Source organism: Micromonospora sp. M61 (assembly GCF_018070245.1).
In the GTDB taxonomy this organism is placed as follows: Bacteria; Actinomycetota; Actinomycetes; order Mycobacteriales; family Micromonosporaceae; genus Micromonospora; species Micromonospora zamorensis.
Genome location: NZ_JAGPYA010000010.1, coordinates 69,797 through 91,522 on the forward strand (window position 1 = coordinate 69,797; position 21,726 = coordinate 91,522).

The 21,726-nt window shown below is 71.1% G+C and carries 24 protein-coding genes; 12 read left to right on the forward strand and 12 right to left on the reverse strand.

Annotated features, from left to right (window positions below):
- Positions 1–87 precede the first annotated feature (87 nt).
- A complete protein-coding gene (locus KBX34_RS08105; RefSeq protein ID WP_210924163.1) occupies positions 88–906 on the reverse strand; it encodes a helix-turn-helix domain-containing protein in 819 nt (272 codons plus the stop codon).
- Between the two features lie 114 nt (positions 907–1,020).
- On the opposite strand from KBX34_RS08105, the gene KBX34_RS08110 reads away from it, so the two are divergent.
- A complete protein-coding gene (locus tag KBX34_RS08110) occupies positions 1,021–1,365 on the forward strand; it encodes a DUF1330 domain-containing protein (RefSeq protein WP_210924165.1) in 345 nt (114 codons plus the stop codon).
- A gap of 8 nt (positions 1,366–1,373) precedes the next feature.
- Here KBX34_RS08110 and map read toward each other — a convergent pair whose 3' ends face one another.
- Positions 1,374–2,147 (reverse strand): type I methionyl aminopeptidase, encoded by a 774-nt coding sequence (map, locus tag KBX34_RS08115; protein WP_210924167.1) that lies wholly within the window; start codon positions 2,145–2,147, stop codon positions 1,374–1,376.
- A 65-nt stretch (positions 2,148–2,212) separates the two neighbouring features.
- Here map and KBX34_RS08120 point away from each other — a divergent pair, with 65 nt between their 5' ends.
- Positions 2,213–2,515: a helix-turn-helix domain-containing protein gene (locus KBX34_RS08120; protein ID WP_088948691.1), complete on the forward strand. Its 303-nt coding sequence runs from the start codon at positions 2,213–2,215 to the stop codon at positions 2,513–2,515.
- A 119-nt stretch (positions 2,516–2,634) separates the two neighbouring features.
- Here KBX34_RS08120 and KBX34_RS08125 read toward each other — a convergent pair whose 3' ends face one another.
- Positions 2,635–3,387, reverse strand: a complete 753-nt coding sequence (locus tag KBX34_RS08125) for a glyoxalase (RefSeq protein WP_210924169.1) — start codon at positions 3,385–3,387, stop codon at positions 2,635–2,637.
- A 168-nt stretch (positions 3,388–3,555) separates the two neighbouring features.
- Here KBX34_RS08125 and KBX34_RS08130 point away from each other — a divergent pair, with 168 nt between their 5' ends.
- Genes KBX34_RS08130 through KBX34_RS08145 form a run of 4 tightly spaced genes read left to right on the forward strand, consistent with a single transcriptional unit; the run spans position 3,556 to position 6,839 of the window.
- Positions 3,556–4,482, forward strand: a complete 927-nt coding sequence (locus KBX34_RS08130; protein ID WP_210924170.1) for a hypothetical protein — start codon at positions 3,556–3,558, stop codon at positions 4,480–4,482.
- A complete protein-coding gene (locus KBX34_RS08135) occupies positions 4,479–4,931 on the forward strand; it encodes an ABA4-like family protein (RefSeq protein WP_210924172.1) in 453 nt (150 codons plus the stop codon). The genes KBX34_RS08130 and KBX34_RS08135 overlap by 4 nt, the downstream gene beginning before the upstream one ends.
- 4 nt (positions 4,932–4,935) lie before the next feature.
- Positions 4,936–6,216 carry a sensor histidine kinase gene (locus KBX34_RS08140; protein ID WP_210924174.1) on the forward strand — a complete coding sequence of 427 codons (1,281 nt, stop codon included), beginning with the start codon at positions 4,936–4,938 and terminating at the stop codon, positions 6,214–6,216.
- The gene (locus KBX34_RS08145) at positions 6,213–6,839 is read left to right on the forward strand and encodes a response regulator transcription factor (protein WP_210924176.1); all 627 of its coding nucleotides are present in this window, start codon (positions 6,213–6,215) and stop codon (positions 6,837–6,839) included. Before KBX34_RS08140 ends, KBX34_RS08145 begins: the two co-directional genes overlap by 4 nt.
- Before the next feature lie 2 nt (positions 6,840–6,841).
- Here KBX34_RS08145 and KBX34_RS08150 read toward each other — a convergent pair whose 3' ends face one another.
- A complete protein-coding gene (locus KBX34_RS08150; RefSeq protein ID WP_210924179.1) occupies positions 6,842–7,558 on the reverse strand; it encodes a YoaK family protein in 717 nt (238 codons plus the stop codon).
- A 70-nt stretch (positions 7,559–7,628) separates the two neighbouring features.
- On the opposite strand from KBX34_RS08150, the gene KBX34_RS08155 reads away from it, so the two are divergent.
- A complete protein-coding gene (locus KBX34_RS08155) occupies positions 7,629–8,309 on the forward strand; it encodes a GntR family transcriptional regulator (RefSeq protein WP_210924181.1) in 681 nt (226 codons plus the stop codon).
- Here KBX34_RS08155 and KBX34_RS08160 read toward each other — a convergent pair.
- From KBX34_RS08160 to nhaA, 8 genes are all read right to left on the reverse strand, one after another.
- Entirely contained in the window at positions 8,306–10,096 is a 1,791-nt protein-coding gene (locus KBX34_RS08160) for a gamma-glutamyltransferase family protein (protein WP_210924183.1), read from the reverse strand. The genes KBX34_RS08155 and KBX34_RS08160 overlap by 4 nt on opposite strands.
- Positions 10,093–11,094, reverse strand: coding sequence for an ABC transporter ATP-binding protein (locus tag KBX34_RS08165; protein WP_210924185.1), 1,002 nt, complete (start codon positions 11,092–11,094; stop codon positions 10,093–10,095). The genes KBX34_RS08160 and KBX34_RS08165 overlap by 4 nt, the downstream gene beginning before the upstream one ends.
- Positions 11,091–12,119 (reverse strand): ABC transporter ATP-binding protein, encoded by a 1,029-nt coding sequence (locus tag KBX34_RS08170; RefSeq protein WP_210924187.1) that lies wholly within the window; start codon positions 12,117–12,119, stop codon positions 11,091–11,093. The genes KBX34_RS08165 and KBX34_RS08170 overlap by 4 nt, the downstream gene beginning before the upstream one ends.
- Complete coding sequence (locus tag KBX34_RS08175; RefSeq protein WP_210924189.1) at positions 12,116–13,000, reverse strand: ABC transporter permease; 885 nt, start codon at positions 12,998–13,000, stop codon at positions 12,116–12,118. The genes KBX34_RS08170 and KBX34_RS08175 overlap by 4 nt, the downstream gene beginning before the upstream one ends.
- Positions 12,997–13,953 carry an ABC transporter permease gene (locus tag KBX34_RS08180; RefSeq protein ID WP_088948703.1) on the reverse strand — a complete coding sequence of 319 codons (957 nt, stop codon included), beginning with the start codon at positions 13,951–13,953 and terminating at the stop codon, positions 12,997–12,999. The genes KBX34_RS08175 and KBX34_RS08180 overlap by 4 nt, the downstream gene beginning before the upstream one ends.
- Before the next feature lie 6 nt (positions 13,954–13,959).
- Positions 13,960–15,633, reverse strand: a complete 1,674-nt coding sequence (locus KBX34_RS08185; RefSeq protein ID WP_210924191.1) for an ABC transporter substrate-binding protein — start codon at positions 15,631–15,633, stop codon at positions 13,960–13,962.
- Positions 15,634–15,780: 147 nt separating this feature from the next.
- A complete protein-coding gene (locus KBX34_RS08190) occupies positions 15,781–16,980 on the reverse strand; it encodes an MFS transporter (RefSeq protein ID WP_210924193.1) in 1,200 nt (399 codons plus the stop codon).
- Between the two features lie 123 nt (positions 16,981–17,103).
- A complete protein-coding gene (gene nhaA / locus KBX34_RS08195) occupies positions 17,104–19,038 on the reverse strand; it encodes a Na+/H+ antiporter NhaA (protein ID WP_210924195.1) in 1,935 nt (644 codons plus the stop codon).
- 171 nt (positions 19,039–19,209) lie between these two features.
- On the opposite strand from nhaA, the gene KBX34_RS08200 reads away from it, so the two are divergent.
- From KBX34_RS08200 to KBX34_RS34400, 5 genes are all read left to right on the forward strand, one after another.
- Positions 19,210–19,608 carry a hypothetical protein gene (locus KBX34_RS08200; protein WP_088951823.1) on the forward strand — a complete coding sequence of 133 codons (399 nt, stop codon included), beginning with the start codon at positions 19,210–19,212 and terminating at the stop codon, positions 19,606–19,608.
- On the forward strand, positions 19,595–19,939 hold the full coding sequence (locus KBX34_RS08205) for a type VII secretion target (protein WP_210924197.1): 345 nt from the start codon (positions 19,595–19,597) through the stop codon (positions 19,937–19,939). Before KBX34_RS08200 ends, KBX34_RS08205 begins: the two co-directional genes overlap by 14 nt.
- The gene (locus KBX34_RS08210; protein WP_247671588.1) at positions 19,936–21,081 is read left to right on the forward strand and encodes a WXG100 family type VII secretion target; all 1,146 of its coding nucleotides are present in this window, start codon (positions 19,936–19,938) and stop codon (positions 21,079–21,081) included. Before KBX34_RS08205 ends, KBX34_RS08210 begins: the two co-directional genes overlap by 4 nt.
- Positions 21,081–21,365, forward strand: coding sequence for a hypothetical protein (locus tag KBX34_RS08215; protein ID WP_088948708.1), 285 nt, complete (start codon positions 21,081–21,083; stop codon positions 21,363–21,365). Before KBX34_RS08210 ends, KBX34_RS08215 begins: the two co-directional genes overlap by 1 nt.
- A gap of 138 nt (positions 21,366–21,503) precedes the next feature.
- Entirely contained in the window at positions 21,504–21,722 is a 219-nt protein-coding gene (locus KBX34_RS34400; RefSeq protein WP_210924199.1) for a DUF4926 domain-containing protein, read from the forward strand.
- Positions 21,723–21,726 lie beyond the last annotated feature (4 nt).

Genomic DNA, 21,726 nt, shown 5'->3' on the forward strand with positions numbered 1-21,726 from the left:
GTGCCCCGTCGGATGCGGATTAGTCGTAGACGGTGGGTGCAGCTCGTCGCCGCCGACGACGCCACGGACGCGACGACGGTGCCGAGGTCAGGCCACGCCGGCCGCGGGCGTGCCGAGGGCGTGGAGTGCGGCGGCGGTCACCGGGTCGGCCGGAAAGAAGGCCTCGACGGCCAGCCCCGAGACGGTGACGTCCAGCGGGGTGCCGAAGAGGGTGGTCGTGCTGATGAAGGCCAACTCCCGGTCGCCGTGGCGGTACCGCAGTGGGATGACGACACGCGACAGCTCGTCGCCGGTCGGTGCCCCGATGTCGTCGCCACTGGGATAGCCGCGAAGCTCGTCGAGCAGATCGGACAGGACCGGGTCGCTGGTCGCCGCGGCCTGTTGGCGCAACCGCGCGAGCAGGTGGGCCCGCCACTCGGGAAGGTTGAGGATTCGCGGGGCCATGCCGTCGGGGTGCAGGCTGAGCCGCAGCACGTTGACCGGTGGGGTGAGCAGGTGAGGTTTCGCGTCGGCGGTGAACAGGGCCACGGCGGGGTTGGCCTCGACCAGCTGCCAGTGCTGGTCGATGAGCACCGCCGGGTACGGGCTGTGCCCGTCGAGAATCTGCCGTACGGCGGCCCGGAACGGGGCGAGTTGCGGGTCGGTCAGCTCGTGGCTGGGGTAGGCGGGGGCGTAGCCGCCGGCGAGCAGCATCGTGTTGCGCTCGGCCAGCGGCAGGTCGAGCCGCTCCGCCAGCCGCAGGATCAGGTCCGGGCTCGGCCGGGATCGCCCGGTCTCCACGAAACTCAGATGCCGGGCCGACACACCCGCCTCGATCGACAGGTCGAGCTGACTCATTCCGCGGGTTCGACGCCAGTCGCGCAGCAACTCCCCCACCGGTCGGCCCGGCCTGGTCCTGGTCGTCACCCCCCGACCCTAGTGACCACACCGGAGGTACGCCCCATTACCTGCGACGTAATCGACAGCGCGCACCGACGCTCGCGATCATCTCTACGAAGCGTCCCCGACGATCGGAGAATCATGACCGCGTACGCGCTCGCTCATCTGCGTAGGGCACCTGTCCATGCCGAGGTGCTCGAATATCTGGAGCGCATCGATGCCACCCTGGCACCCTTCGAAGGTCGGTTCATCGTCCACGGTGGGCCGGTCGAGGTGCTGGAAGGCAGTTGGCCGGGCGATCTTGTCGTCATCGAGTTTCCCGACTCGACCAGGGCCCGCTCCTGGTACGGCTCCGATGCGTACCAGGAGATCAAGCAGTTGCGGACGAGGCACCTGGCCGGCGACGTGATCCTCGTCGAGGGGGTCGACGCCGACCACAGCTCCGCGGAGATGGCTGCCGCGATCCGCCGGGCCGATGGTTCCTGAGGTCGGGATCAGGCCTTCGGCAGGGTGAGCACGTCGGCTCCGTCGTTGGTGATGGCGATCGTGTGCTCGCTGTGCGCCGTCCGGCAGCCGGTCACGCTGCGCAGCGTCCAGCCATCGGCGTCGGTGACGAGCTTGGCGGTGTCCGCCATGACCCAGGGCTCCAGCGCCAGCAGCAGGCCCGGGCGCAGTCGGTACCCGCGTCCGGGCCGCCCGGTGTTGGAGACGTGCGGGTCCTGGTGCATGGTCGAGCCGACGCCGTGACCGCCGAACTCGGTGTTGACCGAGTATCCCGCCGCGGTGAGGACGGAGCCGATGGCATGGGAGATGTCACCGATGCGGGCGCCCGGGCCGGCGGCGGCGATCCCCGCGCTCAGTGCGCGCTCGGTCGCGTCGATCAGCGCGACGCTCTCCGGGGGCTGCACGTCGCCCACGATGAAGCTGATGGCGGAGTCGGCGACGACTCCGCCCAGGGAGACGGCGAGGTCGAGCGACAGCAGGTCGCCGTCGGCGAGGGTGTAGTCGTGCGGCAGTCCGTGCAGCACGGCGTCGTTGACCGACGTGCAGATGTAGTGGCCGAACGGCCCACGCCCGAAGGACGGCTCATAGTCGACGTAGCAGGACTGCGCCCCGGCCTCCATGATCATGCTGCGTGCCCACGCGTCGATCTCCAGGAGGTTCGTGCCGACCGCGCTGCGGCTCTTCAGCGTCCGCAGGATGTCGGCGACCAGGGCGCCGGAATCCTTCGCTCGCAGCAGGTCGGTGGGGGTCAGGATCTCGATCATGCAGCGCCTTCCTCGCACTTCCAATAACTATCCCGGCCATATTATCCCGGTACTAGAATCGGGCCATGGTCAGGTTGCCGCTCACTCCCGAAGAGGTCGAACGCGGACAGCGGCTCGGCGCCCTGCTGCGTCGAGCCCGGGGGGACCGTTCGATGCTCCTCACCGCACTGGACGCGGGTGTCTCGCCGGAGACTCTCCGGAAGATCGAGTCCGGTCGCATCGCCACCCCCGCCTTCCCGACCATCGCCGCCATCGCCGACGTCCTCGGCCTCTCCCTGGACGCGGTGTGGTCGGAGATCAACCACTCCGACGAGGGGGCCGGGCTGCCAGGCTCAGGTCGCGACACGGTCGAGCGGTTGGCCTCGTAAGGTCCGACACGAGCCCAAGATCCGCACAAGAACAAGGAAAGTGCTGCCTCACTCGCCGCCGAGGCACCTACATCCCCGAAGTTGTGCAGATCTTGGTCGATGCGGAGCGTGTTGCGGCTTCAGGGCGCGTCGGGTCCCCACCACGGCGTGAGGACGGCCGGGTCGGCGACGAACTGCTCCACCTGCGTACGCTCCGGGTCGGTCAGGGTCAGCGCCTGGAGGCGGGCGCCCCACTCGGGGACGCGCTCCGCCTTCCCCAACGCCACCGACAGCTCGATCAGGGCGGCCAACGCCATCGCCTGCTCGACCACCGGCGCGTCGTCGGCGCGGCGGCGCATTCCGGAGTCGAGCGCCCGGTAGGCAGCTCGGTCGTCCATCTTGAACTCGCGCAGGATCCGCGCGTTGTCGAGCACCCGCGCCAGGCCCTGCAACTCCGCCGACCCGCCGTACTCCAGGTCCTCCGGCTCGTCGCGCTGGATGAAGGTGATGGTGTTGCCCGACGGGTCGACGATGCTGAACCGCGACGCCCCGGCCCGGTAGCGGGTCATCCGGGGTAAACCCTTGACCAGCACCTTGCCGTAGCTGCGACGCATCGTCTCGGCGAACGTCGCGTGGTACGGCGCGACCGCGTCGACCATCACCAGGCAGCCGCCGGACGTCTCCTTCGCCGGGTCCAGGTCCTTGGGCGCGGGGCCGTAGTGCAGTTGGAACCCACTCCACTGCAAGGCCAGGTACACGTACGGCTTGAGCTGCTTGTAGGTCACCTCGAACCCGAGCGCCTGCCAGAACGCCAGGGTCTCCTCTGGCGCGGGGCAGGGCAGCAGCGGCAGTGTCGTCTCGTTCGGCCGGACGCGATCCTCTGTGGTCGTCACTGTTCGCTCCCCGTGTGGTCGGCAGACCGGCCATTGTGCCAGCGCGGGCGACGGTCCTCGGCGGGATTCGCCTCCTACCCAGGGAGGAGACCCCGCTCCGACCGCCGGCCACAACCGGGGCTCGCGGTCGGACGCGAGCGGCGGGCACTGTCGCGACCATCTACAGACATGACAATCGATCTGCGCCGGACGGCACGCTGGCACCGCCCACTGATGTTCCTCGTGTACGCGATGGCGGCGCTCGCCGTGGTCTGCGCGGTCGGCATCGTCGTCGACCCACGCGTCCTGGTCGGGGCGCCGATCTGGCTCAAGCCGTTCAAGTTCGCGGTGTCCTTCGTGCTGTACGGCGTCACCCTCGCGTGGATGCTCTCGCTGCTGCCCCGTCGGAGCCGGCTCGCGGAGCGGATGGCCACCCTCATCGTCGCCGTCGCGGCGGTCGAGAACGTGGTGATCGTCGGACAGGTGGTGCGTGGGCAGACCAGCCACTTCAACGACAGCACCCCTCTGAACACCGCCCTCTTCGCGGCGATGGGCGCGGCGATCGGCGTGCTGTTCTTCGCGCACCTCGTCCTGGGGATCGTGGTGTTGATCCGCCGGATTCCCGACCTGGTTGCCCGCCGCGCGGTCGGCTGGGGTCTCGGCCTGTCACTGCTGGGCATGGTGGCGGCGGTGCCGATGGCACTGCCCGGTCAGGACCCGGGGATCGAGGGGGTCGCCGGGGCGCACAGCGTGGGTGTGCCGGACGGTGGGGCGGGTCTGCCACTGGTTGGATGGAGCACCATGGGCGGAGACCTGCGGATCGGGCACTTCGTGGGGTTGCACGCCCTCCAGGCCCTGCCGCTCCTGGCGATCCTGCTGAACCGGTTCGCGACGCGGTTGGACGAGCGCACCCGGGCACGGCTCGTGGTCGTGGCGGGCGCGGCGTACGGCGTACTCACTGTGATGTTGACCTGGCAGGCACTGCGTGGGCAGGCGCTGCTGCGGCCGGACGCTGTCACCCTCGCCGCGGTCGCGGCCCTGGTGGTCGCGACGGCGACCGCCGCCGCTCTGGTGCTGGCCCGGCGGCGCCGCTCCGACCTGGCGTTGGCCGCATGACCGAGATGCTGTTCGTCCTGACGTTCGCGGTGGCCGCGCCGTTCTGGGCCATGATGATCCTGCTGCCGCGATGGTCCTGGACCGCCCGCGTCATCTCGTCGCCGCTGATCGTGCTGCCGGTGGTGGTGATCTACGCGCTGCTGGTGATCCCGGCGTTCGGCGACGTGCTGCCGGCCGTGGCGTCGCCGACCCTGGCGGGGGTGCGCGACCTGCTCGGCACCTCCGACGGGGCGGCGGCGGGCTGGGCGCACATGATCGCGTTCGATCTGTTCGTCGGGCGCTGGGCATGGTTGGACAGCCGCGAACGGGGGGTGCCGGCGCTGGTGATGGCTCCGGTCCTGCTGCTGACCATCCTGCTCGGCCCGCTCGGCCTGGCCGCCTATCTCGCGGTCCGCACCCGGTGGCGGTTGCCGGAGGGCGCTGCCACCGAGCCACAGCACCTAGGCTGAGCCCGTGCGCTGGCTGGGTCGGCTGTTCAACACGCGCGACACGCTCGTGCGGCTGACGCTGCTCGACCTCGCCGGGGTGGGCTACCTGGTCTTCTGCACCCAGGCGGGCCGCACGCCGACGGTGACACAGTGGATCCTCGCGGTGGGCGCGTTCGCCGCGGCGCTGCTGCTGCACCGTCGGCCGGTCGCCAACATGATGGTGCAGGCCGCGTTGCTGGCCGCGGCGATCGCCCTGCTCGACGACATCATGATCAATCAGGTCGGTGCCAGCTGGGCGTTGATCGAGATCACCATCGGGGCGTACCGCGCCCGCACCATCTGGTTGGCCGCCGGGCTGCTGGCCGTGGTCGACCTGACCAACACGATCGGCGATCCGGCCGACCGGGTCGCCGCCGGCGTCGTCGGCCTGGCCCTGGAGGTCGGCATCCCGTTGCTGCTCGGCCTGGTCATCCGCGCCAACTGGAATCTCGCCCGACAGGCCCAGGAACGCGCCGTCGCCGAGCAACGGCAGCACGAGTCGGAGAGCCGCGCGGCACGGGCCGACGAACGCAGCGCCATCGCCCGCGAGCTGCACGACGTCGTCGCGCACCACGTCGCGTCGATGGTGCTGCGGGTCGGCGTGGCCCGGCACGTGCTCACCGACCTGGATCCCCGGATCGACGAGGTGTTCGACGACGTGCACGGCACGGGCACCGCGGCCCTGGGGGAGCTGCGCCGGCTGGTCGCGGTGCTGCGCGACCCCGACGGGGTACGCGGCGACGCGGCGCTGACCGCGATCGAGCCCTCCGCGTTGCCGGCGGCGATCGGCGCGGCGATCGACCGGGCCCGTCAGGCCGGCATCACCGTGGAGGCCGACCTGGACCCGGCGATCGGTTCGCTCGACGCGGTGCGCGGCATGGCGGTGCTGCGGCTGACCCAGGAGGCACTGACCAACGTGGCCAAACACGCGGGTACGTCCGCTGTGGCGCACCTCGTGGTCGCCGTCCGCGACGGCGTCGTGCACTGGGAGGTCGCCGACACCGGTCGCGGCGGGGTGCCGGCGGGTGTGCCGACCGGCGGTGGCCTGTTGGCCGGTGTGCCGACCGGCGGCGGGCACGGCATCACCGGGATGCGCGAGCGCGTCGAGGTCCTCGGCGGCCGGTTGGAGGCGGGCCCGTCCGGCACCGGGTGGCGGGTGCGCACCGCCCTCCCGGCCGTGGTGGCCGCCTCCGACCGGGCACCGGTCCGGTCGGTGCCCGGTGAACGCGGGGCCCCGGCCGACTCCCCCGCACCGGAGTCGGCGTGATCCGGGTGCTGCTGGTCGACGACCAGCACCTGATCCGGGCCGGGTTGCGGATGCTCTGTGCGTCCCAGCCCGACATCGAGGTCGTCGGGGAGGCCGACAACGGCCGCGAGGCGATCACACTGGCCGCCCGGCTCCTTCCCGACGTCGTCGTCATGGACCTGCGCATGCCCGGCGTCGACGGGATCACCGCGACCAGCCGGATCCTCGCCGCGCGACCAGCCGCCCGCATCCTGGTGCTGACCACGTTCGGCGACGACGACCACCTCTACCCCGCGCTGACTGCGGGCGCCTGCGGGTTCCTGCTCAAGGACGCGCCCCCGGCTGAGCTGCTCGACGGCATCCGCCGGGCGGCCGTCGGTGACAGTCCGTTCAGCCCGGAGGTGCTGCGACGCCTCGTGCAGCGTGCGGTGCACGCCCGCCCCGAGACACCACGGTCGGTGCAGGGCCTGACCGCCCGCGAGCAGGAGGTGCTGAACCTGGTCGCCGAGGGCCTGTCGAACACCGAGATCGGCGACCGCCTCCACATCGGCGTCACCACGGTCAAGACCCACATCACCAGCCTGATGACCAAGACCGACAGCCCCAACCGGGTCCGCCTGGCCCTGTTCGCCCGGGGCGTCTGACGTCAGGCCCGCATCCGGGCGGACACGCCGATGACGAGCACCAGCGGCACGATCAGCAGCGCCGGGGCGACGACCGCCAGGTGCAGGGCGACCAGTGCGCCGACGGCGGCGCCGACCATGAGGGCCAGCAACACCTGGGCCTTGGGGCGCAGGTTGCCCCACGGGCTGCGCGCGGCGACGCCGGCGATCAGGCTGGTGAGCGTGCCGGTCAGGTACGTGGAGGACAGGCCGGGCACGCCGAACCGTTGGATGGCACTGCTCTGCACGCCCAGCGCCACCGCCGACAGCATGAGCAGCGCGAGGTGGACACGCGCGTCGGCGGTGTGCAGCGTGACCTCCCAGACGACGAGGAACACGACGAACACCAGCAGCTCCAGGACGAGCGCCCAGGTGACCCGCCGGGGCCAGACCCTGTCGCCCGGTCGTGCCGAGCCGACGACGCGGGCGCCGGCGAGGACACCGACGATGAAGCTGACGATGGCGCAGCCGGACGTCAGGGCCAGCTCGGCGTCACCTCGGCCCGCCGAGAGTCCGAGCAGGACCATGTTGCCGGTCATGACGCTGGCGAAGGCGCCGCCGAGGGAGAGGAACCCGATGGCGTCGGCGCAACCGGTCAGGAAGGTGAGCACGACGACGAGCGCGTGCCGTCGACGCAGGAGGCGCGGGTCCTGCTGAGCCGCAGGGCGGGGCTGGATGACGTTGGGCACTGTGCTCGACACTGTCGGCCACCCTCCAAGAATTGTTCTTCGTATACACTTTGTCCGGACATGTTCACGGAGAGGCGACCAGGTGGCTGAAGATCTGCGGGACAAGCTCGGCGCGCAACACCTGCCGCTACGCGATCAGGTCCTCGCCGCCCTGCGCACCGCCATCATCGACGGCAACTACCTACCCGGTGAACGGCTCACCGAGGACCGGCTGGCGGAAGACTTCGGCGTCTCCCGCAACCCCGTCCGGGAGGCCCTGCGCGTCGCCGAGGCGGAAGGATTCGTCGTGATCCTCCCCCGCCGGGGAGCGGTCGTCGCCTCACCGAGCAGCGGCACCGTCGCCGACATGTTCGCCGTCCGCGTACGCCTGGAGACGCTGGCCGCCCGGCTGGCCGCCGAGCGGGCGACCGCCGCGGACGTGGTGGCCCTGCGTGCCCTGCTGGACGAGGGACGCGAGGCGACACAGCGGCAGGACCTGGCCCGGGTCGCCGAGCTGAACAGCACCCTGCACCTGCGCATCCTCCAGGTCAGCGGAAACCCCTGGCTGTCGTCGATCGCCAAGTCGCTCTACCTCCATGTCCAGTGGGTCTTCCGGCTCGGGGCGGCCGAACGCGCGCCACACTCGTGGGCCGAGCACATCCAGCTCGTCGACGCCATCGAGTCAGGCGACGGCGACCGCGCCGAGCGGGCCGCGCTCGACCACCTCGACGCGGCGTCCGCCGCGGCCCACGAGAACGCCGAGGGTGGCTACGCCAGGCCCTAACGCCCGCACGCGTAGCCCTGCATCCCCCGGGGGTTCGCCCCGGCGGAGAGCACGCCCGTCGCCGGGTCGCGGCTCACCGCGCAGAGCCGACCGAGGCTCCACGAGTCGGTGACCCGCACCTCGTGCCCGTACGCCCGCAGGGCCGCCAGCACGTCGTCGTCGAACCGGTCCTCCACCACCAGGACGCCGGGCTCCATGTCCCGTGGGTAGAACGACCCCGGCAGGCTGAGCGTGTGCCACGCCGGCGCGTCGATGGCCTCCTGGAGGGGCTGGCCGCCGACGAGGTGCCGCAGCAGGAACGGCAACTGCCACTGGTCCTGCTGGTCGCCGCCGGGTGTCCCGCAGGCCAGCACCGGCTCCCCGTCGCGGTGCACCATCGTCGGGCTCAGCGTCGTACGCGGCCGACGGCCGGGGGCCAACGACGAGGCCAGCCCCTCCTCCAGCCAGAACATCTGCAACCGGCTGCCCAGCGGAAAGCCGAGTTCCGGGATGGTGGGCGAGCTCTGCAACCAGCCACCACTGGGGGTAGCGGAGATCATGTTTCCCCAGCGGTCGACCACGTCCACGTGGCAGGTGTCGCCACGGGTCACGCCGTCCGACTGCACTGTCGGCTCCCCCGTCGTCGCATCCGTCGGGTCGGCACGCCGGCCGGCGCCGGGTCGGACGTGGGCCGCCAGCCGTGGCAGCGCCCCGTCGGGACGCCCCGGCCGCAACTGGGCCGACGCGTGGTCACCGATCAGGGCCGCCCGCTCCCGCGCGTACTCCCGGGAGAGCAGCGCCTTGGCGGGCACCTCGACGTCGTCGCCGTACCAGGCCTCCCGGTCGGCGAAGGCGAGCTTGAGCGCCTCGACCTGGGCGTGCACGCCCCGGGCGGTCGACGGGTCGTACGCGGTGGGGTCGTCGAGCGCGTCGAGGGTGGCCAGTGACTCCAGCAGCACCGGGCCCTGGCCCCAGAAACCGGTCTTCGCCACCGTGTAGCCGTGCCAGTCGAGGGTGGCGGGCGCCTCCCAGGTCGCCGAGTACGCGGCCAGGTCGTCACCGGTGATCAGCCCGGCGTTCGGCCGACCGCTGGAGTCCTGGAACGGCTGGCGGCTGAACGCGTCGATGGCCTCGGCGACGAAACCCGTACTCCAGGCGCGACGCGCGGCCTCGATCTGCGCCTCCCGGTCCGCGCCCGCCGACTGGCCCGCCTCGACCAGCCTGCGCAGGGTGCCCGCGTACGCCGGGTTGGTGACCATCTCCCCGGCGGCGGGTGGCCGGCCGCCGCGCAGCCAGAGCGCGGCGGAGGTGGGCCAGTGTTCCTCGAACAGCGACCGCACGGCCGCCACGGTGTCACCGACCCGGCCCACCAGCGGGTGTCCGGCGCCGGCGTAGCCGATCGCCGGCTCCAGCACCTCGGCGAGGGTGAGCGTGCCGTGCTCGCGCAGCAGCAGGAGCCAGGCGTCCACCGCGCCGGGTACGGCCGCCGCGAGCGGCCCGGCCCCCGGGATGAGGTCCATGCCGAGCGACCGGAAGTGCGCGATGGTGGCACCGGCCGGCGCGGGCCCCTGCCCGCACAGCACCTTCGGCGTCGGGTCCGCCGCGGTGGCCACGATGGCGGGCACCTCGCCGCCCGGCCCGTTCAGGTGCGGCTCGACGACGTGCAGGACGAACCCGGCGGTGACTGCGGCGTCGAAGGCGTTGCCCCCGCGTTCGAGGATGCCCATCGCCGCCTGGCTGGCGAGCCAGTGCGTCGAGGAAACCATGCCGAAGGTGCCCTGGAGCGTGGGTCGGGTGGTGAACGTCATGACAACACCTCACTGGGATCTGCGGTGCGAACGTCGGGGCCGGTGCCGTCGGGCCGGACCAGGTGGCACGCGGCCATGCCGTCGCCGATGGCCGTCCGCGCCGGCACCTCCGTCGCGCACCTGTCGAACGCGAGCGGGCACCGGGTCCGGAACCGGCACCCGGACGGCGGGTCGAGCGCGGACGGCAGGTCGTCGCCGAGCAGCACCGGCTGACGCTCGCGTTGGCGCACCGGGTCGGCCACCGGCGCGGCGGACAGCAGCGCCTGCGTGTACGGGTGGGCGGGCCGGGCGAAGATCCGCTCGCGGCTGCCCTGCTCGACGAGTTGGCCGAGGTACATGACGGCGATGTCGTCGGCCAGGTACTCGACAGCGGACAGGTCGTGGGTGATGAACAGGCAGGCGAACCCGATGTCGCGTTGCAGGTCGGCGAGGAGGTTGAGCACCGACGCCTGCACGGACACGTCGAGTGCGCTGGTGGGTTCGTCGGCGATGAGCAGCATGGGCTCGGAGATCAGTGCCCGGGCGATGCTGACCCGTTGGCGTTGCCCGCCGGACAGCTCGTGGGGGTAGCGTCGTGCCACCTCGGCGCGCAGGCCCACCCGTTCGAGTTGGGGGGCGACGCGGGCGTCCCGGTCGCGCCGGGAGATCCGGTTGCCGGCCAGCCGCAGCGGCTCGGCCACGATGTCGCCCACCAGCATGCGCGGGTCCAGGGACCCGGCCGGGTCCTGAAAGACGATCGACACCGCGCCGCGATGGGGGCGCAGTCGCCGTCGGGACAGGTGCGTGACGTCCGTCCCGGCGATCCGGACCGTCCCGGCGGTCGGCTCGACGAGCCGCACCACGCATCGACCCACTGTCGACTTCCCGGAGCCGCTCTCCCCCACCAGGGCGGTGACCCGGCCCCTCGGGATCGTCAGGGACACCCCGTCCACGGCGCGGACCGGGCCGAAGTGCATCACCAGGTCCTCGATCTCCAGGGCGTTGGGCTGCGGCGTCATCGGGTCGCCTCCTGGGGTGCCGTTGGTGCCGTTGTGCAGGGGTGCCAGCAGGCCGCCACGTGGTCCGTGCCACCGACGCCCTCCAGAGGCGGGGCGGAGTCGCGGCACGTCGCGTCGGCGGCCGGGCACCGGTCCGCGAAGGTGCACGCGTCGGGTTGGGTCGACAGGACGGGCACCAGCCCGGGGATCTCGGTCAAGCGGTCCGTGCCGGCGTGCCGGCCCGGCTGCGGTGACGCCGACAGGAGCCCGGCCGTGTACCGGTGCCTGGGGTGGGCGAACAGGTCGTCGACCGGTGCCCGCTCCACCACCCGTCCCGCGTACATGACGACGACGCGGTCGGCGATGTCGGCGATCACGCCAAGGTCGTGCGTGATGATGAGGATGCTCGTGCCGAGCCGGTCGCGCAGGTCCCGCAGCACCTGGAGGATGCCGGCCTGGACGGTGACGTCCAACGCGGTGGTCGGCTCGTCGGCCACCAGCACCTTCGGGCCGCAGGCCACCGCCATCGCGATCATCACGCGCTGGCGCATGCCACCGGAGAGCTGGTGCGGGTAGGTGTCGACCCGCTGCGCCGCGGACGGGATCCCGACCAGCGTCAGCAGCTCCACGGCCCGGGCCCGCGCGGCTCGTCGGGACATCCGTTCGTGGACCTGGAGCACCTCCCCGATCTGCCGCCCGACGGTGAGCACCGGGTTCAAGGACGTCATCGGCTCCTGGAAGATGTAGGCGATCTCCTGGCCGCGTACCCGGCGCAGCGCCGACTCGCGGGCGCCGACCAGTTCGACGCCGTCGAGGCGTACCGAGCCGGTGACCCGGGCGCTGCCGGGCAGCAGGCCGGCGATGCTCATCGCGGTGACGCTCTTGCCGCACCCGGACTCGCCCACCATCCCGACGATCTCCCCGGAGGCGAGGTCCAGGCTGACCCCGTCCACCGCCGAGACGGTGCCGGTCTCGGTCGGGAACGACACCGAGAGGTCGCGGATCGCCAGGACGGGCGCGGCAGTGCCCGCGGGGGCCGTGGTCATCGGCGGTCTCCCTTCGGGTCGAGGGCGTCGCGCAGGGCGTCACCGAAGACATTGAACGCCAGCGCCAAGCCCATGATCACGACACCGGGAAGGACGGCGGCCCACGGTGCCCGGGCGGCGAACTGCTGGGCGGTGGCCAGCATCGTGCCCAGGCTGGGCGCCGGGGGTTGGATGCCGAGGCCGAGGAAGGACAGCACTGCCTCGCCGAGGATCGCGGCCGGGATCGCGACGGTGGCCTGCACCAGGATCACCGACGTCGCGTTCGGCAGGATGTGCCGGGCCAGCACCCACAGGTCACTCGCCCCGTCGACCACGGCCGCCGCGACGAAGTCCAGCGACTTGAGGCGCAGCGTGTCCGAGCGGACGACCCGGATCACCCCGGGGATCTGGGCGATGCCGATGGCCACCGCCGCGTTGCCGAGGCTGGCACCCCGGATGGCCGCCAGCCCCACCGCCATGATCAGGAACGGGAACGCGAGCAGCAGGTCGGTGAAGCGCGAGATCATGGCGTCCCAGGCCCGGAAGTAGCCGGCCGCCAGCCCGAGTGGCACCCCGATGACCAGGGAGGTGGCCACCGCCAGGAGCCCCACCTGCAACGACGCCCGCGCGCCGAGCATGATGCGGGAGAGGACGTCCCGGCCGAGGTCGTCGGTGCCGAGCACGTGGCCGGAGGTGCCGGGCGGTGCGAACGTACGGGCGAAGTCGGTCTGGTCGACGGAGTAGGGCGCGATCCACGGCGAGAGCAGCGCGGTGGCCGCCGCCAGCGCGAGCACGACGAAGCTCACCACGGCGAGTGGGTTGCGGCGCAACCGTCGCAGCACCCGTGCGCGCCGGGTGACGCTGACCGAGGTCTCCGCCATCGGTACGGTGAGGACGGTCATGCCGGATCTCCCGTCACCCGGATGCGGGGGTCGATGACCGAGTAGAGCAGGTCGACGAAAAAGTTGATCACGATGTAGGCCGTCGCGGTGAGCAGGACGACGGCCTGGATCACCGGGTAGTCCCGTTGGAACACCGCGTCGATGGTCATCTTGCCGAAGCCCGGCAGCCCGAAGATCTGCTCGGTGACGACCGCGCCCGAGATCAGGCCACCGAGCTGGAGGCCCACGACGGTGACCACCACGATGAGACTGTTGCGCAGTGCGTGCCGGGTGATGACGGCGCGCGGCCGCAGGCCCTTCGCCTTGGCCGTGCGCACGTAGTCGGAGGAGAGCGAGTCCAGCATCGCCGACCGGGTCTGCCGCATGATGATGGCGGCGAGACCGGTGCCGAGGATCACCGCCGGCAGGACGATGTGGTGCAGGTTGTCCACGGGATCCTCCAGGATCGGCACGAAGCCGGAGGCGGGAAACAGCCCGGTCGCCACGGACAGGTAGAGGATCGCGAGCAGCCCGAGCCAGAAGTGCGGCACCGACAGACCCACCAGGGCCAGGCCGTTGGCGAGCCACTCCGCGGGCCGCCCACGACGCACCGCCGCGAGCACGCCCGCGCCGACCCCGAGCGCCGAGGCGATGAGGATCGCCAGGACGGACAGTTCGACGGTCACCGGCAGGGCGGTCGTGAGCATCGACGACACCGGCGTACCGGTGCGGATCGACACCCCGAAGTCGCCCTGCGCCATGCGCTCCACGTACTGCGCGAACTGGACCGGCAGCGGCTGGTCCAACCCGTAGTGCCGACGGATGGCCTCCAGCGCCTCCGGCGAGCGGTCCTCCCCGGCCAGCGCGAGGGCCGGGTCACCGGGCAGGGCCCGCACGCCGACGAAGACCACGATCGTCGACAACAGCAGTGTCAACGCCGACTGCCAGGCGCGGGTGAGCAGGTAGCGGGCCACTGTGACCTACTTGGCGAAGCCGGCGAAGGCCGCCCGGAGCACACCGTCCGGGAAGACCTGCAGGCCCTGGAGCTGCTTGCTCACGGCGGTCAGGTTGCGCTGCCGGTAGAGGTAGATCAGGGCGTCGTCCTGCTGAAGCAGGGTGACCGCCTGCCCGTACAGCTTCTTGCGCTCCTCGACGTCGCCGGCCTGGCGGGCCTGGGTCAGCAGGGTGTCGAGCTGCGGGTTGCTGTAGCCGGCGACGTTCTGGCTCGCCTTGGTGCCAACGAAGTTCGTGATGTTGGCGTCCGGGTCGATCCGCCCGCTCCAGCCGAGTTGCAGCAGCTCGAAGTTGCCGCGGTCCTGCTCGTCGAGGAGCGACGAGTATTCCACCGGGTTGATCTTCAGGTCGAACCCGCCGTCCTTGACCATCGACTGGAGCGCCTGCGCGAGACGCAGCGTGTCGGGCGTGTTCGAGGCCAGCATCGTCACCGTGTACGGCGTCTGCACACCCGCCTCCGCCAGCAGCTGCTTGGCCTTTGCGGGGTCGTGCGCCGGGCAGGTCTGCGCCTCCGCCGACGAGAACGCGCTCGCGGGCGAGATCGGTGAGCAGGCGACGGCGTGCAGACCGTTGAACACCGCGTCGACCAGGGCCTTGCGGTCGATGGCGTGCTCGAAGGCCTGCCGTACCTTGGCGTTCTGCGCGACCGGGCGGTTGATGGGCTTGGGTGCCGTGCCGATGCCGTCGACGTTGCCGATGTTGATGGTCAGACCCTGGTAGCCGAGCGACTGCGACTGCAGGACCGAGACCGCGGCGTCCTGGCGCAGGGCGGCGAAGTCCTGGGTGGAGACGCTGTCGGCGACCTGCACGTCGCCGGAGCGCAGGTTGGCGGCACGGATGCTCGCGTCGGTGAGGATTCGCCACGAGATGCTGTCGAGGTGCACCTTGCTCGCGTCGTAGTAGTTCGGGTCCTTCACGACCTCGATCGAGTTCTGTGGCACCCGCTTGGCGAACTTGAAGGGGCCGACGCAGACCGGCGCGGAGGCGAAGTCGTCACCCAGGCTCCGCAACGCCTGGGCACTCATGATCATGCCGGCGCGGTCGGCGAGGGCACCGAGCAGCGGCGCGAACGGCTGCTTCAGTCGAAGGACGACGGTCTGCGCGTCCGGGGTGTCGACGCCGTCGATGGGCCCGAGTTCGCTCTTGCGCGCCGACCGGGCGTTGGTGAGGTGGCGTTGCAGGGTGGCCTTCACCGCGGCCGAGTCGAACGGCGTCCCGTCCGCGAAGCGCACGCCCGGGCGCAGCGGGATGGTCACCGTCCGGCCGTCGCCGCTCGTGGTGGGCAGCGCGGTCGCGAGCTGCGGTACGACCTGCGCCTTCTCGTCGACGTCGTAGAGCTTCTGGCACATCGCCTGGAAGACGTAGCGGGAGTAGAGGCTTCTCGACAGTGTCGGGTCCAGCGCGTCGGGCTCTGCGGAGAGGGCGATTTCCAACTTGCCACCCTGCTTCACGGCGGCGGGGTCTGCCGGCGTGCCGAAGGAATCCTGGCCGGCCGACTGGTTGTCGCCGGACGTGTCGCCGCCGCTGTTCGACACCGGTGAGCAGGCAACGATCGTGCAGACAGCGGCGGCCGCCGCCACTGCGGCCCGGAGCACGCGGGGGCGGGGCAGGCGCGTTTCGCTGGCGGAGAGGTTCGTCATGGAGAGCTCCTCAGGTGGGCGATTTGGGGAGCGTATGTTGTATACGATGACCGCCGCAAGACCTCCGTGATTGGCTTTCGGCAGCCCAGAAGACCGCTGACATTTCCTGCCGACCGGGCGGCCAGCCGCCAGCCTTTCGGCGTCAGCTCAGGGCGCGGACCGGGTCGTGGGCGGGGCCGGGTCACGCCGCAGGAGGCTGAGCAGGACGACGACCGCGAGCACCGCCACCACCGCGCTGAAGACCTCGCCGGCGGGGCGCAGACCGATCGTCTGGATCAGCAGACCGACCCCGACCGCGGGCACGCCCAGCATGGCGAACAGGATGGCGAAGAACGTCGACACCGCCTCGGCCTGGTGCTGCGGCTCGGTCTTCATGGTGATCGTCGCGATGCCGTCGCCGACCGCCACCCCGGACGCGACCCCGATGAGCGCCGCACTCACGAGCAGCGTGGCCAGCAGCGCCATCCACATGCTGAACGCGAGCAGGCCGGCTCCCACGATCAGGCCGACGCAGGCGCTGGCCAGCGCGGCGCGCGAGGACAGCACGCGGGTCAGCAGCTGACCGAACGCGGCACCGGCGAAGGCCACGAAGACCACCAGCGCGGCCAGGGTGTGCGAGGTCTCGTGCAGGACCATGCCGAGGAAGAGCCCAGTTACCGACGTGAGCACCCCGAGCGCGGCGAAGCCCGCACCGGCGGTGATCGCCGAGCGGACGAAGGCACCGCGAATGGCCGCGGGCACGTGCAACCGTTGCACCCGCAGGGTCACCGGTGAGCGCTCGCGGACCGTCTCCGGCACGCCCCGCAACGCGATGATCGCCAGCACCGCCAGGATCAGCACGATGGCCCAGGGCAGCCGCAGCGGGTCGGGTGCCACGTCCGACACGATCCCGGCCAGCAGGGTGCCGGTGGCAAGACCGCCCAGGTTCGCGAAGATCGACACGGTGGCGGCTCGTTTCGGATGCCGCCGGTCGATCAACTCCGCCAGCGCCGCGGTCGCCGCACCGATGATCAGCGCTGCGGACAGACCGGCGAGGATCCGACCGACGATGATCATCGCCAGGTCCACGGCGAACAGGAAGACGGCGTCCGCGGCGACGGAGAGCAGCAGCGCGGCGAGGATGACCGGTCGACGGCCGATCTGGTCGGAGAGCCGCCCGAAGACCAGCAGCCCGACGACCACGCCCAGCGCGTACAACGCGTAGACCACTGTCACCGTCAAGGACGAGAAGCCGAACTGCATCTCGTAGAGCGGGTAGAGCGGGGTCGGCACGGTGGTGCCCACGAGCGTGATCCAGAAGGCGAACGCGACCCGTACCGCGCCGGACGTGGAACCGGAGCGTGTCACCCGTACAGCATGGGTCTTGACCTTGGCGGAGGTGCGGCATCGGCCCTAAACGCCCGCATCAGGTGGTGGCGGGGCAGGAGGGTTGGTGCGCTGCCGGCCGACACTCCCCCGCCTCGACCCCCGTCAGCTCGCCGGCCCGCCATCGGGGGGCCCGGGTTCCCGGGGGTGGTACTCGGGGCGCAGCTTCGCGCTGGCGAACGCCGCCTTCACCGCCGCCGAGAGCGCCGTGATGTCGTACGCGCCGTAGTGCCGCCGGCCGTTGATGAAGAAGGTCGGGGTGCCCGTGACGCCACTGAGGTCGGCGGAGTCGGTGTCCTCGGCGACCCGGTCGACACCCATCCGCTTGACCATGTGCTCCCGGAACTGGTCGACGTCCAGGCCGAGTTGTTCGGCATAGCCGAGCACGTCGTCGGGGTTGAGGGCGTCCTGGTGGGCGAGCAGCAGGTCGTGCATCTCCCAGAACGCCCCCTGCTCGCCCGCCGCCTCGGCAGCCTCGGCGGCGAGTTGGGCGTGCGGGTGGACGTCGGTGAGCGGCAGGTGCCGCCAGACGTACCGGACGTTGGCGAAGTCGGCGAGCAGTTCCCGGACCACCGGCTCGGCCTGCCCGCAGTAGGGGCACTCGAAGTCGCCGTACTCCACGACAGTCACCGGCGCGTCGAGCGACCCGCGCATGTGGTCGCGCTCCGGGTCGACCGGCAGCATCAGGTCGACGATCCCCTCGGCGACACCGAGCAGCGCGCGCGCCCGCCGTGCCGGCGACAGTCGCCCGACCGAGCGGAACACCAGCCAGGTGACGAGGGACGCCCCCAGTGTCGCGACGAGGATGCCGAGCTTCGCCTCATCCAGGGCAGGGCCGCTGAGGGCATGGGTGGCGATGAGGAGCGCGACGGTGAACCCGATGCCGGAGATCGTGCCGACCCCCACGACGGCGACCCAGCCGACCGGTGGTCGGAACCGGTTGCCGCTGAGCCGGGCCACCAGCCAGGAGACACCCACGATCCCCGCTGGCTTGCCGACGACGTAGGCGACCACGACGCCGAGCGTGACCGGGGAGACCACCGCCCTGGCGAGAAGATCCCCGTTGATCACGATTCCGGCGTTGGCCAGCGCGAAGAGCGGCACGACCACATAGCTCGCCCACGGGTGGTAGATGGTCTGCAGCCGCTCGTTCGGCGACAGCGCAGAGGTGAGCCCGGCCCGCGCCATCCGGGCCAGTTGCGGGGTGGGCTGTTCCCGGAAGAGGCGGAACTGGTCGCTCGCCCGCTGCAGGTCGTCGCGGCCGGGAGCGTAGGCGTAGGTCAGCAACCCCATCACCAGACCCACCACCACCGGATCGACACCGGACTCCGAGACCGCGACCCAGGCCGCCACCCCCAGCAGCGCGTAGACCGGCCCGAACCGCACACCCAGCGCCCGGACGAGCAGGACGACGCCGAAGATCCCCACCGCGGCGAGCAGCGCCGACAGCGAGGGATGATGCGGGTACGCGATTGCCAGCACCGCGATCGCGACCACGTCGTCGACGACGGCGACGGTCAGCAGGAACCCGCGCAGCCGATCCGAGAAGCGTGGCCCGAAGACGGCCAGCGCGCCGAGCGCGAGCGCCGTGTCGGTGGCCATCACCACTCCCCAGCCGGCGGCGGTGCTCTGCCCGACGTTGAACGCCAGATAGATCGCGATCGGCAGGAGCATGCCGCCGAAACCGGCCAGCATCGGCAACGCCAGTCGACGCCGCTCGCGCAGCTCGCCGATGTCGAACTCCCGGCGCAGTTCCAGCCCCGCGACCAGGAAGAAGAACGTCATCAGCCCGCTGTTGACCCAGGTACGCAGGTCGTGTGACAGGGACCAGTCGCCGAGCCGAACCGAGAGCGAGGTGCCCCACACCGACTCGTACGACGACACGTGCACGTTGGCCCACACGAGCGCCGCCACCGCGGCGACCAGCACCACCCGGGCGCCGCCGGTCTCGGTGCGCAGGAACGAGCGCAGCGGAGCGTTGAACCGACCCTCCCAGGCGGTTCGGCTGGTCCATCCCCGGTGCGGGTTGTCGCTCGTCACGGAGACAATCTTCGTTGACCTGATCGTCGCGTGGTCCGGATTGGGGCACATGGCGGCCGGCCGATACGAGCACGGGGTCGGGCGCGGGGCATACACGGAGCGCCACCAGTTGGTAACGTGCGGGTGATCACGCTGGCTGTCGTTGGCGGTGGTCCCCTGGGGAGGGTCGACATGTGGGCGGACGACGCTGCGCTCGACGCGGCCGGACACCGGCTCGACGAGTGGGAGTCGTCGCTCGCCGAACGGGCGGCACGGGCGAAGACGCTCTCGGCGAGGATGCAGGAGCTGACCGGCACCGCCCACAACAACGACCGGACAGTCGACGTCACAGTCGAATGCTCCGGCCTGCTGATCGGCCTGTGGCTCGACGAACGCATCCGGCAACAACCTGCGGCGCGCACCGCCCAGCAGATCCTGGAGACCACCCGAGCCGCGCGCACCGACCTGCTACGCCAGGTCCGCGAACTGACAGTGGAGTTCCTCGGCGACGACGCGAGCGCCAAGGCCATCATCGAGTCGTACCGCAGCCGGCTGGCTGGTGACGAGGGTTCGAGCGATGCCGACCGGTGACGGCATCCACGTCGACCCGGACGACCTGACCGCCCACGCCGCCCGCCTCGACCGCTGCGCCGGCAGCCTCGACACCTCCCAACGGGCAGGCCAGCACGTCCGGTTGGGCGCCGACGCGTACGGTCAGCTCTGCGCCCTGATGCCGACACTGCTCGACGGCCTCCAGCGAACCCTGGTCGACGGCATCGGCGCCGCCGCCGCGTCGGTGCGGGACACCGCCGGCAAGCTGCGGGTCGGAGCAGACCGCTACCGAAGCTCCGACGCCCACGCGAAGCAACTGCTCGACGGAGTACGGCAGCAGCACCTCGATGAGGTGCGGCGGCAGCCGTGACGTCCAACCCGCTCGTCGCCGCCGCAGCGGACACTCCACCCAGCGCATGGGCGGGCATCTGGATCTGCGAGGACATCGAACTCATCGCCCAGGGCGTACGCAACGGCAGTTGGATCGACGGCAGCCTCGGCGTGGTGAGCGCCGGCCTGGACGCCCTCGCCTTCGTCTCCGACCCGGTCGGCGCCCTGCTCCAGTACGGGATCGCCTGGCTCATCGAGCACGTCAAGCCGCTCAGTGAGGCGCTGGACTGGCTCGCCGGCGACCCGGCGCAGATCACCGCTCACGCCCAGACCTGGCGCAACGTCGCCGCATCGCTCCGCGAGGAAGCCGGCGCGCTGACCCGCGCCGTCCGCACCGACGTCGCCGGGTGGGGTGGCAGCGCCGGCCCCGCCTACCGCGCCTGGGCCGCCGAACAACAGCAGGCCATCACCGGCCTCGCCCAAGGCGCCGACGCCATGGCCGCGATCACCGAAGGCGCCGCCGGCCTGGTGGCCGCCGTCCGGCTCCTGGTCCGCGACGCCATCGCCACCTGCGTGTCCCGTCTCATCGTGTACGCGGGCGAACTCGTCGTCACCGGCGGACTGGCCGCGCCGCTGGTCGTGGAGCAGGTCACGACTCTGGTGGCGTCGTGGGCGGCGCGGATCGCGCGGCTGTTGCGGGGGCTTCTGGCCAGCCTCCGACGGTTGATCCCGGAGGTACGCCGGCTCGGCGACCTGATCGACAAACTCAAGCAGGCACTGGGTCGACTCCAGCGTGCCGGGGCAGACCCGGGCGACCTCAGTCGGGTTCGCGGTCGCGGAGCTGGTCCTCGAATGCCCATGAGGATGGAGGCGGTGACGAGCCTCGCCGCCAAGTACGGGATTGATATCACCGACATCCGGCTCACCATCAACAATCGGGTTTCTGGTGTGTGCGGACTGACGAAGCCTGACGAGTCGGTCATGCTCTGTCGAGAAGCCTTCCGCAGTGAGGAGGACCTGGCCCGTACGCTCGAACACGAGCGGTTCCACGTCGCCGATCTCCGCCAGGGGCGCCCGTACCCGGCCACCCGTCATGAGATCGACGCCTTCGAGGATCGGGCCTACGCCCATGAGGAACAGTGGTGGACCAACCACTCGGTCAGGCCGGAAGGAGCGCACTGATGGCCACGTTCGATGAGTGGTTGACGGCATACGACGTCGTCTACCGCGCGCTGCCGGCGACCTCCGATCTTGCCTGCCCGAACTGCGGTCACCGGACCCTACGGATCGTCTTCACGGCACGGCCCGCTGCCGAGTACGGGTATGTCTCGTTCTGGTGCGACACCTGCCTGGAGGGGATTTACGTGTCCCGGGCACCTGTTCCGGTCGGTGTCACCGCACGATCGACAGACGAGCCGGTCGAGGAACGCAACCGTGGTATCCCCGACTACCGCCTCGTGACGTAAGAACCCGTTCACCGGCGTAGGCGGCGGGAGCAGGCGCCGTCGTGGCCGTCGTGGAACAGGCAGCGCCGGCCGCCACACAGCCGTAGGCATCTGCACCTCGGATGGTGACCATCTCATTCCCGCCAAAGGAAGGTTGCCATGTTGGAGCTGTACGACGTGGTTGAACTCCGAGAAGCCATTCCGGGAGAAGAACTGCCCGCGGGGGCAACGGGAGCCGTCGTGCATGTCTTCAACGGCCCCCCGCCTGCGTACGAAGTCGAGTTCGCCGACGCCGATGGCCGTACGGTCGCCATGGTCACGCTCCGAGCCGACCAGGTAGTTCAACGCGGGGCCGGACGAAGCCCAGTGAACGGATAGATCC